The following is a 14,132-nucleotide window of genomic DNA, read 5'->3' on the forward strand; positions in this document are numbered from 1 at the left end:
GCTCATGCCGGCTCGGGCTTGCGGACCGTGAGCAGGTAGCGCTCCTGCTCGATCTCCTTGCCCCAGTAGGTCGAGTCCGAGAGCTGCACCACGGCGGGCTCCCCCACGAGGTCCCGCACGAGGGCAGCGAGCTCCACCGAGGGGACGCCGGAGCGCCAGGAGGGCACCACGCCGTGGCCGGCGTCGGCCTCCATCCCCCAGCGACCCTCGATGAGGAGGAGACGACCACCGGGGCGCACGAGGTCGACCCACGCGCGGACCGCGGCCACCGGGTCGGGCAGGGTCCACAGGATGTGGCGGGCCAGCACCACGTCGAACGCGCCGGCTGCCAGCGGCGGCACCCCCGCGTCGCCCTGGACCACGTCGACGGCACCGCCGAAGGGTGCGGTCTTGGCCCGCGCCCGGGCCACCATCTCGCTGGAGAGGTCGACGCCGCTGACCTGGTGGCCCAGCTCGGCCGCGAGCACGGCCATCGACCCGGTGCCGCAGGCGAGGTCCGCGACGTGCCCGGGGCGGGCCGGCAGCCAGGTCCGCAGCAGGTCCTTCCACGCGGCACGGATGTCGGAGTCCAGCAGCCCGTGGTCGGGGTACTCGTCGTACTCGGCCGCGAAGTCGTCCCAGTAGCGGCGGACCTCGTCCAGGTCGAGGTCGGTGCCGGAGGTGCGTTCGGCCGTGCTGGTGGGCGAGCTGGCGCCCGCGGTCTGCTGCGTCATGTCGTGCTGTCCTTCCTGACGATGCGCCGACCAGCCAACCACGACTTCCTGACATCGCGCCCGCCCTGCCGGCGAGGCGGCCGACCTAGGCTGGGGGCATGAGCAGCCACCTCGAGGTCAGCGGCACCGGGCGTGCCTCGGCCGTCCCGGACGTCGTGCGCCTCCAGGTCGGCGTGCGCGTCGACGGCGACGACGTCTCCTCCGCCCTGGCCGACGCCGGGAGCCGCGCCGCGGGACTGGCCCAGGCCGCCCGCGACCACGGCGTCGGCGCCGCCGACCTGCGCACCACCGACACGGGGGTGCACCCCCGTCACGACCGGGAGGGGACCACGGTCGTCGGCTACACGGCATACCAGAACCTCTCGGTGACCGTCCGCGACGCGAGCCTCGTCGGGGGCCTCGTGGACGCCTTCGCCGGCGTCGCCGGCAACGCCCTCACCATCGACCACATCGGTCTCGACGTGGCCGACCCCGAACCCCTGCTCGCCCGGGCGCGCGAGGCCGCCTTCGCGGACGCGCGGCGCAAGGCGGAGCAGTATGCGGCGCTGGCCGGCCGCGAGCTGGGGAAGGTCCGAGACCTCTGTGACGTTGTGCAGGGTGGACCCCAGCCACGGATGGCCATGATGGCGATGCGTGCGGCGGACACCTCCGTCGAGCTGGGTGAGCACACCGTGACCGCGACCGTCGTGGTCCGCTGGGACTGGAAGTAGACACATGGCTAGCACGACCCTGACCGCGCAGAACTTCGAGAAGACGATCCTCGAGGAGGGCACCGTCCTCGTCGACTTCTGGGCCGAGTGGTGCGGCCCGTGCAAGCGCTTCGGGCCGGTCTACGAGGCGGCCTCCGAGCAGCACCCCGACATCGTGTTCGGCAAGGTCGACACCGAGGCCGAGCAGGCGCTGGCGGCCGCCGCCAACATCACCTCTATCCCGATGCTCATGGCGTTCCGCGACGGCATCCTCGTCTTCGCCCAGGCCGGCGCGCTCCCCGCGCCGATGCTGGAGGACGTCATCACCAAGGTGAAGGGCCTGGACATGGACGCCGTCAAGGCCGACGTGGAGGCGCAGAAGACCGGGTCCCAGACCCAGTCCTGAGGCCGGTCCTGACGCCGTCGCCCACCGGCGCCGGTGGTCCCGACCAGTGCTGGCGGTGCGCCACACTTGAGCCATGTCGTCGTGGTCCGTTCAGGCTCTCGGGTGGGCCGGTTCGGCACTGCTCGTCTTCTCGCTCCTCCAGGCCAGGGTGCTGCGCTTCCGGCTGCTCAACCTCGTAGCCAGCTGCACGCTCACGGTGTTCAACGCGCTGCTCATGGTGTGGCCGATGGTCGCCATGAACATCGTCATCGCGGGGATCAACGTGTGGTTCATCGCGCGGCTCCTGCGCGAGCGCGGGGACGAGAAGGTCTACGAGGTCGTGGCCGTGGGTGCCGACGAGGCATACCTCCAGCACTTCCTCAAGGTGCAGGGTGGCGACATCGCGCGCTACTTCCCGAACTTCGACGCCGCCCCTGCTACCAGCGGCCTGGGCCCGGGCCGCAGCGCCTACCTCGTCGAACGCGGCAACGAGACGGTCGGGGTGGTCGTCGTCCGCGATGCAGGTGACGGCGTGGCGCAGGTGGAGCTCGACTACGTGACGCCGCGGTTCCGCGACTTCTCCCCCGGCGAGTTCGTCTACCGCAACAGCGGACTGTTCCGGGGCAAGGGGATCCGTCAGATCGCCACGCCCCCGGGGATGGTCAACCCGTACTACGCGCGGCTCGGTTTCCGCCAGCAGGGCGACCACTGGGTCGCCGACATCGCCTAGTCGACCGACTGCGTCCGGCTGCGTGCCGCCCGGGCATCCAGCGGCCCCGGCCGGTCCGGCTCCACCCGGCGGACCGTGAGGTAGAGGCGGTGCGCGGTCACGACGACCGCGACCCACGCCAGGCCCAGCAGCCAGCCCGCGACCACATCGGTCAACCAGTGGTGGCCGAGGAACACCCGGCTCAGGCCCATGGACACCACGAAGGCCACGCCCGCGAGGATGGTCGCCGTCCGGGCCCGCTTCCTGTCGAGGCGTCGCAGCACCAGGTAGACCGCGATCCCGGTGAGCACCGTGGCGTTGAGGGTGTGGCCACTCGGGAACGACGGGGAGCTCTCGAACGGTGGGACGGCCAGCGAGCGCGGAGGACGTGCCCGACCGATGAGCTCCTTGCCCGTGACCGTCATGGCGAGGGACCCCGCGGCGGCGATGAGCATGAGCACCAACGGAGTTCGCGACCGCCAGCGCCAGACCATGAGGATCGTGGCGAGGGTCGCCAGCACCGGCATCCCGATGGGTCCACCGACATCGGTGTAGAGGGTGATCGCGTGGTCCAGCCCGGGGCTGCGCCACCCGACGGCGGCGTCGAGCACCGGGCGGTCCAGGCCCGCCAGGCCGTCGGCCTCGATGACGGACTCGTAGACCTCCGCGGACACCGAGGTCAGCCCGACCACGACCAGTCCTCCGACCAGGGCGGTCAGCAGCAGGACGACGTTGGCCGCGCTCCAGGCACCGAGCCGCAGGGCACCGTGCCCGACGGCGACCCCGGCGCGGGCGACGGCGCGCCCCACCGGCGTGGTCCAGGAGGCCAGGTCACGGGAGCCGATCCGCTCCTCGTGAGCAGTGTCGTCACGCAGCATCCCGCCATCCTCGCAGCCCCGTCCCGGTCGTGCCGGAGCAGCAGTCCCGCCGGAACGGCGAAGGGCCCGGCGCCTGAGCCGGGCCCTCCTGACAGCTGGAGCGTGTGTGTGGCACAAGTGGTGGAGGTGGCGGGAATTGAACCCGCGTCCATTGACGGGAAACCAGGGCTTCTCCGGGTGCAGTGCGCTGTGGATTTTCTCGGCCCCAGCGCTCGCGCGCACACGTCCGCTGACAGGCCCAGTCGAGTAAGAGTCCCGCGCAGTCCCCCGACATGACTGCGCAGCAAGTTCTCTAGTTGACGCCAGACACTGAGTCGAGAACTAGCTCAGGCTGACGGACTTCGTGGCTCGCTCAGGCGGCGAGGGCGAAGTCGGTGCGCTTGGAATTGGCACCTATTGGTTTGCCGGGAGCGTTTACGAGATAACCAGGCATCCTCGACCCGCTTCCCCTGATATGCCGACCAATGTCGAAACCGATCACCCCCATGCTCCGGTGCCGCTGCTCACGAGGCTGCTGCTGGTTGCACGGGGTGTCACACACACGCTGTTCAGTTGTCTTCGTCAATCCTAGCGTCCAACACCCGCGGCCCCCGCATCCATTTCCGCAGGCACCCCCGAGGACCTCGTATGCCGCGTGGGCGGCGGTGTGGGCCATCCCACCCTCGCGCCATACCGGGAACAGCGTCGCGCGGGAGCCGGTTGCCCCCACGGGCCCGCAGTCCGGCCCACTCCCCACGTGAAAGGACCCTCCATGACGACCAGCACCCAGTGGCACCTCGTGCGCCGCCCCCACGGCGAGCCCGTCGATGCGGACTTCGCGCTCGTGCAGGCCGAGCTCGACGCACCAGGTGACGGGCAGCTGCTCGTGCGCAACACGTTCTTGTCGGTCGACCCCTACATGCGCGGTCGGATGAACGACGCGAAGTCCTACGTCCCGCCGTTCGAGCTCGACCAGCCGATGACCGGTGACGCCGTCGGCGTCGTCGAAGCGGTCGGCGGCACGGTCTCCGACGCGACCGGTGCCGCGGTGCAGGTCGGCGACACCGTCGTGCATCCCTACGGGTGGCGGACCCACGCGCTCGTGGAGGGCCGCCACACCCGCGTCGTCGACACCGAGCTCGCCTCGCCGTCGGCCTACCTGGGCGTGATGGGCATGACCGGTCGCACGGCCTACGCCGGACTGGTCCGCACCGCCGAGCTCAAGGAGGGCGACCGTGTGTTCGTCTCCGCGGCGGCCGGCGCCGTCGGCTCCCTCGTCGGCCAGATCGCCCGGCTCAAGGGCGCGTCGCTGGTCGTGGGATCGGCCGGCGGTCCGGAGAAGGTGCAGTGGGCGGTCGACGAGGCCGGCTTCGACCGCGTCGTCGACTACAAGGCCCAGCCGATCGCGGCCGGTCTCGAGGAGGCTGCCCCCGAGGGCATCGACGTCTATTTCGACAACGTCGGCGGTGACCACCTCGAGGCTGCCCTGTCGTCGCTGCGCCTGCACGGTCGCGTCGCACTCTGCGGGGCCATCTCCGCCTACAACGCCACCGAGCCGGTGCCGGGACCGAGCAACCTGTTCCAGGCGATCGGCAAGCGACTCACGCTGCGCGGCTTCCTGGTCAGTGACCACGAGGACCTCCGCCCGGAGTTCGAGCAGGAGATGGCGGGCTGGCTCGCCGACGGCCGGATCGCGTGGCGCGAGACCGCGGTCGAGGGCATCGAGAGCGCTGTCGAGGGGTTCCGCAGCCTGCTCGCCGGAGGCAACACCGGCAAGATGGTCGTCCGCCTCTGACGCTCGGCCGCCGCTCGCCCGGTTCGATGTGAACGCGCCCGAGAACTCAGGCGCGTTCACATCGAACCAGCACGAGCATCGGCGTCAGGCGGCGCGACGCCCGGATTCGCGCTCGGCAGGGTCGTGGGCGAGCAGGAACGCCTGGAGCCCGGCGAGGTCGTCGGTGTTGACGGCGTCGACGTCGGCCGCGACCAGCTCGGACCACACGGCGTCCCTCGCCGGGCCCGGCACGTCCACCGTCGCCCAGAAGCGCAGGTCGTACCCGTGGCGGTGGGCCGTCGCGGCGATCCCCCGCAGCCTCGCTCGCTCGCCGGCAGGCATCGGACCCACGCCGTTCCAGGTGAAGACCTTGGTCCAGTTGTCGCTGACCAGCGGCATCAGGCTGGAGGGCAGCCCCGACTCGAGGTCGGCGAGGCGCCCGTCATAGAAGGCGAAGCGCGTCGTCGCCGCCCGCATGGCGGCGAGGTCGCGGTTGCCCGACAGGACCGCCGTGACCCCGCGCTCGTGGACCCGCCCGTTCCGGTAGGCGGTGAGCAGCTCCGGGTGACGGGCCAGGGCACGCTCGATGACGGGGTACGCCGCCGTGCCCTCGCTCTTGACGTCGATGAGCAGGCGCAGGGAGCCCCTCCAATGCGGGTGGACCGAGCCGCCGTTCTGGCGCCAGCGCTGGGCCAGGGGTGCGAGGTAGGTCGACTCCAGCGTCCGCGTCAGGTCCGGCCCGTCGTGCCCGATGTACAGCTCACCGTCGACGAGCCAGACATCGGCCTCGACCGAGGTGAAGCCGTGGTCAAGGGCGTCGAGCAGGGGCCGGTCGTGCTCGTAGTCGTTGTGGGCATGGGCCCGCTCGAGCGGTTGGACCGTCGACACCCCCGGTCGGCCGGACGGCGCGGGGTCGGCCAGCGCAGACGGGGCGGTCGCCACGGCCAGGGTGGCGACGGCAGCGAGGACCGGGGCGGCAAGACGTCGGAACGAGGACATGCCCTCCACTGTCGTCCTTTTCGTCCTGTTCGTGCCAGTGCCGCCGGGTGACGTGAAGATGCACGGGAGGTGACGACTCGGGTCGAGGTGAACACGCCCGGGAACCCCGGCGCGTCGACATCGAATCAGTGGTCACCTCGAATCAGTAGTCACCTCGAATCAGTGGTCACATCGAGCCGGCGGAGACCGCGGAGTCGGAACGCTCCCTGGCAGCGAGGATCTCGCCGACGTGGGTCTCGGCCCAGTCGGTGAGCGCTGCGATCGGGACGATGAGGGACCGACCGAGGTCGGTGAGCTCGTAGTCGACGCGCGGCGGCACCTGGGCGTGGACGGTCCGCGTGACCAGCCCGTCGCGCTCGAGGGCGCGCAGGGTCTGGGTGAGCACCTTGGGCGCCACTCCCCCCACCGCGGCCCGCAGCTCGGTGAACCGCAGCACCTGCTCCGACAGCGCCCCGATGACCAGGGCCGTCCACTTGTCGCCGACGCGGTCGAGCACGACCCGAGTGGGGCAGTCGGGGTCGAACGCGTCTCCCCGGTCGGCCCATGACCGAGCAGACCGAGCAGACGAGTCGGACAGGTCGGTCAGGTCGGACCGGTCGGACAGGCTGGTACGAGCCACGGTAACCATCAGGTACTTATAGCACGTTGAAGTACCCAGTTACCATTGGTTACTGTCACCTCGAACGTCCACCCGACCCCAGCAGACCAGGAGCAGCACCATGAAGATCGCCCTCTTCGGCGCCACCGGCACGATCGGCAGCCGCATCGCCCGTGAGGCCGTCAGCCGCGGCCACCACGTCACCGCACTGTCGCGCCGCGGCGCCGATGCCGGTGTCGACGGCGTCGAGTCCGCCACCGGCGACCTCGGCGACCCCACGTCCGTCAGCGAGGCCGCGAGCGCCCACGACGTGATCGTGTCGGCCACCGGCCCCAGCCGCACCGGCGAGAGCCACGAGCCGTGGATCGCCGCCACCCAGAACCTCATCGACCACGCCGGGTCGACGCGCGTCGTCTTCGTGGGCGGCGCCGGCTCGCTCCGACTCCCCGACGGCACCCGCCTGCTCGACAGCGAAGGGTTCCCCGAGGAGTACAAGGCCGAGGCCACCTCGGGCGCCGCCACCCTCGACCTGTTCCGCGCCGCACCGGCCGAGCTCGACTGGACCTACTTCTCCCCCGCCCCGGCCATCGCGCCCGGCGAGCGCACCGGCACCTACACCCTCGGGCTCGACGAGCTCGTGGGCAGCCAGATCAGCGCCGAGGACTACGCCGTCGCCCTCGTCGACGAGCTCGAGCAGCCGCGGCACCGTCGGCAGCGCTTCACCGCCGCCGGCTGAGGGGTCGGCCGGCCTGCCGCCGAGGGTGCGGACCCGACTCGGCGGCCACGCGCCATACCCCTCCCGCCCACCTCCCACCAGCGGCGCGGCCATCGCGGGCGGACCGGTCACCACCGGTCCGCCCGCAGCCATGTCCGCATCGCGGTCGCCCGGTCTCAGCCCGCGAACGCTCACTAGGATCGCCCTGCACGCTCGTCCCAGTGGTCTTGCCAGCAGTTGTCGCAGGAGGTCTCGTGTTCAGCAAGGTGCTCGTCAGCAACCGAGGTGAGATCGCGGTCCGGGCCTTCCGGGCCGCCACAGAGCTGGGGGCCAAGACCGTCGCGGTCTTCCCCCACGAGGACCGCAAGTCCGAGCACGTGCTCAAGGCCGACGAGGCGTACGAGATCGGCGAGGCCGGGCACCCGGTTCGGGCCTACCTCGACCCCGAGGGCATCGTGCGCACCGCCGTCGAGGCAGGCGCCGACGCCGTCTACCCCGGGTACGGCTTCCTCTCGGAGAACCCCGACCTCGCCGAGGCCTGCGCCGCAGCCGGCGTGACGTTCGTCGGGCCGCCCGCCTCGGTGCTGCACCTCACCGGCAACAAGGCCCGCGCCATCGCCGCGGCCAAGAAGGCGGGCCTGCCGACGTTGCGCAGCGCCGCCCCCAGCACCGACGTCGACGAGCTCGTCAAGGGTGCCGAGGAGATCGGCTTCCCCGTGTTCGCCAAGGCGGTGGCCGGCGGTGGCGGTCGCGGCATGCGGCGCGTCGAGCGCCGCGAGGACCTGCGGGAGTCGCTCGAGGCCTGCATGCGCGAGGCCGAGTCGGCGTTCGGTGACGCGACCGTGTTCCTCGAGGAGGCCGTGGTCAGCCCCCGCCACATCGAGGTGCAGATCCTCGCCGACGGCGAGGGCAACGTCATCCACCTCTTCGAGCGCGACTGCTCGGTCCAGCGCCGCCACCAGAAGGTCGTCGAGATCGCCCCGGCGCCGAACCTCGACCCGGCCCTGCGCGAGGAGATGTGCGCCCACGCCGTCGCCTTCGCCAAGGAGATCGGCTACGTCAACGCGGGCACGGTCGAGTTCCTCCTCGCCCCCGACGGCCGCTACGTCTTCATCGAGATGAACCCCCGCATCCAGGTCGAGCACACGGTCACCGAGGAGATCACCGACGTCGACCTCGTCAGCTCGCAGATGCGGATCGCCAGCGGTGAGACCCTCGCCGACCTCGGCCTGTCGCAGGACTCGCTGCAGATCCGCGGCGCCGCCCTCCAGTGCCGCATCACCACCGAGGACCCGGCCAACGAGTTCCGCCCCGACACCGGCCGCATCACGACCTACCGCTCCGCCGGTGGCGCGGGCGTCCGCCTCGACGGTGGCACGGTGTTCGTCGGCGCCGAGATCGGTGCCCACTTCGACTCGATGCTCGTCAAGCTCACCTGCCGGGGGCGGGACTTCCCGACGGCGGTACGGCGCGCCCGTCGCGCACTCGCGGAGTTCCGGATCCGTGGTGTCTCGACGAACATCCCCTTCCTCCAGGCCCTGCTCGAGGAGCCCGACTTCCAGGCCGGGCGGCTCTCGACCTCGTTCATCGACCAGCGACCCGAGCTGCGCACGGCGCGCATCTCCGCCGACCGTGGCACCAAGCTGCTCACCTACCTCGCCGAGGTCACGGTGAACCAGCCCCACGGCGCCGGTCGCACCCAGGTCTCACCGCGCTCGAAGCTGCCCGAGCTCGATGCCGGCACGCCGGTGCCCCCTGGTGCGAGGGACCGGCTGCTGCGCGAGGGGCCGCAGGCCTTCGCCGACGCCCTGCGGGCGCAGGAGGCCGTCGGCGTCACCGAGACCACCTTCCGCGACGCCCACCAGTCGCTGCTCGCCACGCGCATCCGCACCCGCGACCTCATGCACGTCGCCCCGCACGTCGCCCGGCTGACGCCGCAGCTGTTCAGCGTCGAGGCCTGGGGCGGCGCGACCTACGACGTGGCGCTGCGCTTCCTCGCCGAGGACCCGTGGGACCGGCTCGCCCAGCTGCGCTCGGCCATGCCCAACCTGCCGCTCCAGATGCTCCTGCGCGGGCGCAACACGGTCGGCTACACGCCATACCCGACTGCGGTCACGGACGCGTTCGTCACCGAGGCCGCGGCGACCGGCATCGACATCTTCCGGATCTTCGACGCGCTCAACGACGTCAACCAGATGCGTCCGGCCATCGACGCCGTGCGCGCCACCGGCACGGCGGTGGCGGAGGTCGCGCTCTGCTACACCGGCGACCTCACCAGCCCCGGCGAGAAGCTCTACACGCTGGACTACTACCTGCGCCTCGCCGAGCAGATCGCCGAGGCCGGCGCGCACATCATCGCCATCAAGGACATGGCCGGCCTGCTGCGCGCCCCCGCCGCACGGACCCTGGTGACGGCACTGCGCGAGCGGTTCGACCAACCGGTGCACCTGCACACCCACGACACCCCCGGCGGCCAGCTCGCCACCCTCCTGGCCGCCATCGACGCGGGGGTCGACGCCGTCGACGTCGCGAGCGCGTCCATGTCGGGCACGACGAGCCAGCCGGCCATGTCGGCACTCATCGCCGCCACCGACGGCACGGCCCGCGAGACCGGCCTGAGCCTGCAGGCCGCGTGCGACCTCGAGCCCTACTGGGAGGCCGTGCGCCAGCTGTACTTCCCCTTCGAGTCGGGACTGCCCTCCCCCACCGGGCGGGTCTACACGCACGAGATCCCGGGCGGGCAGCTGTCGAACCTGCGCCAGCAGGCCATCGCCCTCGGCCTCGGCGACCGGTTCGAGGCGGTCGAGGACACCTATGCCGCGGCCAACCGCATCCTCGGCAACATCGTCAAGGTGACCCCCAGCAGCAAGGTCGTCGGCGACCTCGCGCTGGCCCTCGTGGGAGCCAAGGCCGACCCGGCCGACTTCGAGGCCAACCCGACGAAGTACGACATCCCCGACTCGGTCATCGGCTTCCTCTCCGGCGAGCTCGGTGACCCGCCCGGCGGATGGCCCGAGCCGTTCCGCACCAAGGCGCTCGAGGGTCGCAACCCCAAGCCACGGGTCACCGACCTCTCGCACGAGGACGCCCAGGCCCTGCGGGCCGCTCCCCGCCAGACGCTGAACCGGCTGCTCTTCCCCGGGCCGACCAAGGACTTCCAGAAGTCCCGGGACTCCTACTCCGACCTCGCGGTCCTCGGCACCCGCGAGTTCCTGCACGGGATCGAGGTCGGCACCGAGCACGAGATCGACCTCGAGCCGGGCAAGCGCCTGCTCATCGGGCTCCAGTCGGTGTCCGACGCCGACGAGCGCGGGATGCGGACGGTCATGTTCACCATGGGGGGTCAGCTGCGGCCGGTGCAGGTGCGCGACGAGAAGGTCGCCGTCGACGTCAAGGCTGCCGAGAAGGCGGACCCCTCCGACCAGAAGCAGGTGGCGGCACCGTTCGCCGGGGTGGTCAGCCTGGCTGTCGAGGAGGGGTCGTCCGTGGAGGCCGGCGCCGTCGTTGCCACGATCGAGGCGATGAAGATGGAGGCCAGCATCACCGCCCCCGTCTCCGGAACCGTCGCCCGGCTCGCGATCGGCTCGCAGCAGCAGGTCGAGGGTGGGGACCTCCTGCTGGTCCTCGGCGGCTGACCGGCCACGCGGCATACCCGCGAGCGGGGTCACCGCCCACGGGCTGGACGCCTGGCAGAGCCCTGACCTGCGACTTCTCCCGAACCGGGTTACGGTCGAAGGGCACGGTGGTCAAGAAGCGGCCAACTCCCCGTGCGGACAGATCGGTCGGCAGGCGTCGCCTGCCGTGCTCGAGCGTCGGGCGCAGCGTCCGGCGTCACCTGCAGACAAGGGAGCACACCATGGGACTCACCGACAAGCTCGACAACACCAAGGACGACCTCGTGGGCAAGGCGAAGGAAGCCACCGGCAAGGCGACCGACAACGAGCGCCTCGAGGGCGAGGGCAAGGCCGACCAGGCCGAGGCCGACGTCAAGCAGGCCGGCGAGAAGGCCAAGGACGCCTTCAAGCACTGAGCCGGCCGCGGCACCAGCACGACCGCAGCACCGCACCACGCAGCACCGCACCACGCACCGCGAAGCGGGGGTTGCTCGGGGACACGGGACTTGTTCGTCCTGCTTTCCCTGGGCAACCCCCGCTTCGTCGTGTCGGGGCTGCCTACCAGGAGCCGCCTGACGAGCCGCCGCCCCCGCCGCCGGAGAACCCGCCTCCCCCGGAGAACCCCGAGCCGCCCGAGCTGCCGGGCGTGCTCGTGAACGTGCCACCGGCGGTCGTCGCGAACGAGTCCATGCCGTCGGCGATCCCGCCGAAGGAGTTCATGCTGCCGCCGAGGTACCACAGCGGCGGGGTGAGGGTGTGCCCGGCGGCGGCCGCCGCCTCGGCGACCTTCTCGAAGGTCGAGGCCCACTGCGAGGACACCCCGAAGACGATGGCGTAGGGCAGGTAGCGGCTGAAGACGTCCTGCGCCTCCTCCCACCTGATCTGCGAGGCCTCTGCCGTCACGAGGTACTGCCTGAAGCCCTCGGACTGGGCCAGCACGGCGCTGCCCTCGGCGGTGCGGGCGGCCATCCGGCGTCCGAGGAGGAGCACGATGCCACCGGCCAGCACGCTGCCGCCGACGAGGGCGAACCCCGGCGGGATCCCGAGGCTGCTACTGGAGCCCAGGCTCATCAACGGGCCGCCGAGCCAGATGCCGAAGAACACCGGCACGAAGACGAGCAGGCCGCCCAGCGTCGTCCACGCTCCTCGCTGCGCCTGTGGGGAGCGCCGGAACCATCCCCGCCGTACGACCTCGTCGTACATCAGCGACTGGACGCGGGACAGGGTCGGCTTGAAGGTGTTCTTCAGGTCGGACAGGTCGCGGACAGGAGCAGTGGCGAAGACCCCCGCGAGCAATGCCTCCTCGTAGGGGTGCAGGGGCACCGCCGCCTGGGCTGCGGTCGGCGTGGTCCGGGTGAGGCGCCAGTCCTTGCCGCCGAACATCCCGGACTCGATCGGCTCGATGGTGAGGTGGCCGCGCACCGCGAGGTCGACCAGTGTCGCGGACACGTCGACCGTGTTGGCGGTCTCGTCGATGACGGTGCCCACCAGACCCGGCGGCACCCCCTGCGGCGGGGTGAACTGGACCGCGACGACGCGCTTGCCGGCGCGGGTCACGCGGGCGTCCCCGCCGGAGACGGCGCTGGGTATGGCGCCTGCGCCGGCTCCCGGGGAGCCTTGGCTGCCGCCCGGATCGAGACCCGGAGTCAGGCCCGGAGTCAGGCCGGGGGTCACGCCGGCGTACTGCTCGTCGCGACCACGGGTGTAGACGAGCGTTCCCATCAGCCCGGCGGCGAGCAGCGGAAGGGTGACCCCGGCGCCGAGGGCAAGTGCCCCGAGGGCCTTGGACCCCTGCGTCGTGATGACCCCGCCGTCGCTGGAGACCTCGCCCTCGTGCAGCACCGGCGAGAGGTCGCCGAAGCCGTCGCGGGGCAGCGAGACGAGGATCGAGACGCCCTGACCGGGGTCGACCCGGGCGGCACCGAACCGGGCCGTGGCACCCGGGGTCGCCTCGCACCGCTCGGTCGACCCGAGCTCGCCGAAGAAGCACTCGGCGCGGTCAGCGGCGCCCGGGCCGGTCACCGAGGCGCTGACGTCCTCGTAGGTGCTGTCGTTCGCCGAGCCGACGAGGTTGTAGTAGAACTCCGCGTGGTCGTCGAACCCGTTGACGATGGCGTCGAGGTGGTAGCGGACGACGTAGGTCTGCGTGCCCTCGACGGTCTGGTCGGGGTCGCCGACCCGGATCCGCACCGAGGTCCCGTCGGCGGCGTCGCTCACCGACACGTCGTCGGGGGCGCCGGACGGCGAGGTCGCCGTGACGTCGCTGATCGGGTACTCGCGGTAGGTGTCCTGGCGGTCCTGGTAGCCGGCGCGCACGGTGACGTAGCGCTCGATACCGTGCCGGTCCCCGCCGGACGGGAACTGCCACGTGATGTTCTCGGCGACATCGACCGAGCCGTCCTCGTTGACGGCGAAGTCGACGTGGAACTTCGTGGCGAGGTCGTCCTCCGCCGCACTGGCGGCGCCCCCGGACAGGACGAGGAGGCCGAGGCCGAGGGCCACCGCCCAGCCCGCCAGCACTCTTCGTCGCACGGTCCCCCCGAACCGGCTCATACCTGAGGGCGACCCTTCGCGCCGAGGGCCCGCTGGGCCTCGCGGTTGTCCTGCCGCTCGCGCAGCGCGTGCCGCTTGTCGTACTGCCGCTTGCCCTTGGCGACGGCGATCTCGACCTTGGCGATCCCGTCCTTGAAGTACATCTGCAGCGGCACGATCGTGTGCCCGCTCTCGGAGGACTTGCGCATGATCTTGGTCAGCTCGGCGCGGTGCAGCAGCAGCTTGCGGCGACGCCTCGGCGTGTGGTTGGTCCAGGTGCCCTGGACGTACTCCGGGATGTGCACGCCCTCGAGCCACAGCTCGTCACCGCGCCACGCGGCATACCCGTCGATCAGCGAGGCCCGCCCCATCCGCAGGCTCTTCACCTCGGTGCCCATCAGGACCAGGCCGGCCTCGAAGGTGTCCTCGATGAGGTAGTCGTGGCGAGCCTTGCGGTTGCTCGCGACCACCTTGCGACCCTCGTCGTTGGCCTTGGCCACTGCCCTGTCCCGTCTGTCGACACCTGCTCGTGCGTGCGCCGGCCCGG

13 protein-coding genes and 1 other RNA gene are annotated in these 14,132 nt (G+C 71.5%); 7 read left to right on the forward strand and 7 right to left on the reverse strand.

Translation table 11 applies throughout. The features are described 5' to 3' along the window. Positions 1–2 precede the first annotated feature (2 nt). Positions 3–713 carry a class I SAM-dependent methyltransferase gene (locus ABD286_RS16780; RefSeq protein WP_344195570.1) on the reverse strand — a complete coding sequence of 237 codons (711 nt, stop codon included), beginning with the start codon at positions 711–713 and terminating at the stop codon, positions 3–5. A 98-nt stretch (positions 714–811) separates the two neighbouring features. Here ABD286_RS16780 and ABD286_RS16785 point away from each other — a divergent pair, with 98 nt between their 5' ends. From ABD286_RS16785 to ABD286_RS16795, 3 genes are all read left to right on the forward strand, one after another. Then, entirely contained in the window at positions 812–1,423 is a 612-nt protein-coding gene (locus ABD286_RS16785; protein ID WP_344195572.1) for an SIMPL domain-containing protein, read from the forward strand. 4 nt (positions 1,424–1,427) lie between these two features. Continuing rightward, on the forward strand, positions 1,428–1,808 hold the full coding sequence (gene trxA, locus ABD286_RS16790) for a thioredoxin (protein WP_344195574.1): 381 nt from the start codon (positions 1,428–1,430) through the stop codon (positions 1,806–1,808). A gap of 73 nt (positions 1,809–1,881) precedes the next feature. Further along, complete coding sequence (locus ABD286_RS16795; protein WP_344195576.1) at positions 1,882–2,517, forward strand: hypothetical protein; 636 nt, start codon at positions 1,882–1,884, stop codon at positions 2,515–2,517. On the opposite strand, the gene ABD286_RS16800 is transcribed toward ABD286_RS16795, so the two are convergent. Together ABD286_RS16800 and ssrA are read right to left on the reverse strand one after the other, a co-directional pair. Continuing rightward, a complete protein-coding gene (locus tag ABD286_RS16800; protein ID WP_344195578.1) occupies positions 2,514–3,374 on the reverse strand; it encodes a phosphatase PAP2 family protein in 861 nt (286 codons plus the stop codon). The two genes, ABD286_RS16795 and ABD286_RS16800, sit on opposite strands and share 4 nt — an antisense overlap. A gap of 118 nt (positions 3,375–3,492) precedes the next feature. Further along, positions 3,493–3,859: a transfer-messenger RNA gene (ssrA, locus tag ABD286_RS16805) on the reverse strand. 266 nt (positions 3,860–4,125) lie between these two features. On the opposite strand from ssrA, the gene ABD286_RS16810 reads away from it, so the two are divergent. Then, complete coding sequence (locus ABD286_RS16810) at positions 4,126–5,148, forward strand: NADP-dependent oxidoreductase (protein ID WP_344195580.1); 1,023 nt, start codon at positions 4,126–4,128, stop codon at positions 5,146–5,148. Between the two features lie 84 nt (positions 5,149–5,232). Here the strand turns inward: ABD286_RS16810 and ABD286_RS16815 are convergent, their stop codons facing one another. Both ABD286_RS16815 and ABD286_RS16820 read right to left on the reverse strand, forming a co-directional pair. After that, a complete protein-coding gene (locus ABD286_RS16815) occupies positions 5,233–6,126 on the reverse strand; it encodes a phosphatidylinositol-specific phospholipase C/glycerophosphodiester phosphodiesterase family protein (protein ID WP_344195582.1) in 894 nt (297 codons plus the stop codon). 166 nt (positions 6,127–6,292) lie between these two features. Then, the gene (locus ABD286_RS16820) at positions 6,293–6,754 is read right to left on the reverse strand and encodes a winged helix-turn-helix transcriptional regulator (RefSeq protein ID WP_344195584.1); all 462 of its coding nucleotides are present in this window, start codon (positions 6,752–6,754) and stop codon (positions 6,293–6,295) included. Positions 6,755–6,845: 91 nt separating this feature from the next. Between ABD286_RS16820 and ABD286_RS16825 the strand changes: the two genes are divergently transcribed. The 3 genes from ABD286_RS16825 to ABD286_RS16835 all read left to right on the forward strand — a co-directional run bounded on the left by ABD286_RS16825 (position 6,846) and on the right by ABD286_RS16835 (position 11,469). Further along, positions 6,846–7,460, forward strand: a complete 615-nt coding sequence (locus ABD286_RS16825; protein WP_344195586.1) for an NAD(P)-dependent oxidoreductase — start codon at positions 6,846–6,848, stop codon at positions 7,458–7,460. A gap of 233 nt (positions 7,461–7,693) precedes the next feature. Continuing rightward, entirely contained in the window at positions 7,694–11,074 is a 3,381-nt protein-coding gene (locus ABD286_RS16830; RefSeq protein WP_344195588.1) for a pyruvate carboxylase, read from the forward strand. A gap of 221 nt (positions 11,075–11,295) precedes the next feature. Beyond that, complete coding sequence (locus ABD286_RS16835) at positions 11,296–11,469, forward strand: CsbD family protein (protein WP_344195590.1); 174 nt, start codon at positions 11,296–11,298, stop codon at positions 11,467–11,469. 142 nt (positions 11,470–11,611) lie between these two features. On the opposite strand, the gene ABD286_RS16840 is transcribed toward ABD286_RS16835, so the two are convergent. Together ABD286_RS16840 and smpB are read right to left on the reverse strand one after the other, a co-directional pair. Then, positions 11,612–13,606, reverse strand: coding sequence for a DUF2207 domain-containing protein (locus ABD286_RS16840; RefSeq protein ID WP_344195592.1), 1,995 nt, complete (start codon positions 13,604–13,606; stop codon positions 11,612–11,614). Further along, entirely contained in the window at positions 13,603–14,085 is a 483-nt protein-coding gene (gene smpB / locus ABD286_RS16845; protein WP_344195594.1) for an SsrA-binding protein SmpB, read from the reverse strand. The genes ABD286_RS16840 and smpB overlap by 4 nt, the downstream gene beginning before the upstream one ends. Between the last annotated feature and the right edge of the window lie 47 nt (positions 14,086–14,132).

The organism is Pedococcus aerophilus (genome assembly GCF_039532215.1).
Lineage (GTDB): Bacteria > Actinomycetota > Actinomycetes > Actinomycetales > Dermatophilaceae > Pedococcus > Pedococcus aerophilus.

Coding starts and splice junctions, on each gene's coding strand:
- ABD286_RS16810 (WP_344195580.1), top strand. CDS start 4,126: ATGACGACCAGCACCCAGTGGCACCTCGTGCGCCGCCCCCACGGCGAG.
- ABD286_RS16835 (WP_344195590.1), top strand. CDS start 11,296: ATGGGACTCACCGACAAGCTCGACAACACCAAGGACGACCTCGTGGGC.
- ABD286_RS16795 (WP_344195576.1), top strand. CDS start 1,882: ATGTCGTCGTGGTCCGTTCAGGCTCTCGGGTGGGCCGGTTCGGCACTG.
- ABD286_RS16825 (WP_344195586.1), top strand. CDS start 6,846: ATGAAGATCGCCCTCTTCGGCGCCACCGGCACGATCGGCAGCCGCATC.
- ABD286_RS16780 (WP_344195570.1), bottom strand. CDS start 713: ATGACGCAGCAGACCGCGGGCGCCAGCTCGCCCACCAGCACGGCCGAA.
- ABD286_RS16800 (WP_344195578.1), bottom strand. CDS start 3,374: ATGCTGCGTGACGACACTGCTCACGAGGAGCGGATCGGCTCCCGTGAC.
- ABD286_RS16840 (WP_344195592.1), bottom strand. CDS start 13,606: ATGAGCCGGTTCGGGGGGACCGTGCGACGAAGAGTGCTGGCGGGCTGG.
- ABD286_RS16815 (WP_344195582.1), bottom strand. CDS start 6,126: ATGTCCTCGTTCCGACGTCTTGCCGCCCCGGTCCTCGCTGCCGTCGCC.
- ABD286_RS16785 (WP_344195572.1), top strand. CDS start 812: ATGAGCAGCCACCTCGAGGTCAGCGGCACCGGGCGTGCCTCGGCCGTC.
- ABD286_RS16820 (WP_344195584.1), bottom strand. CDS start 6,754: ATGGTTACCGTGGCTCGTACCAGCCTGTCCGACCGGTCCGACCTGACC.
- trxA (WP_344195574.1), top strand. CDS start 1,428: ATGGCTAGCACGACCCTGACCGCGCAGAACTTCGAGAAGACGATCCTC.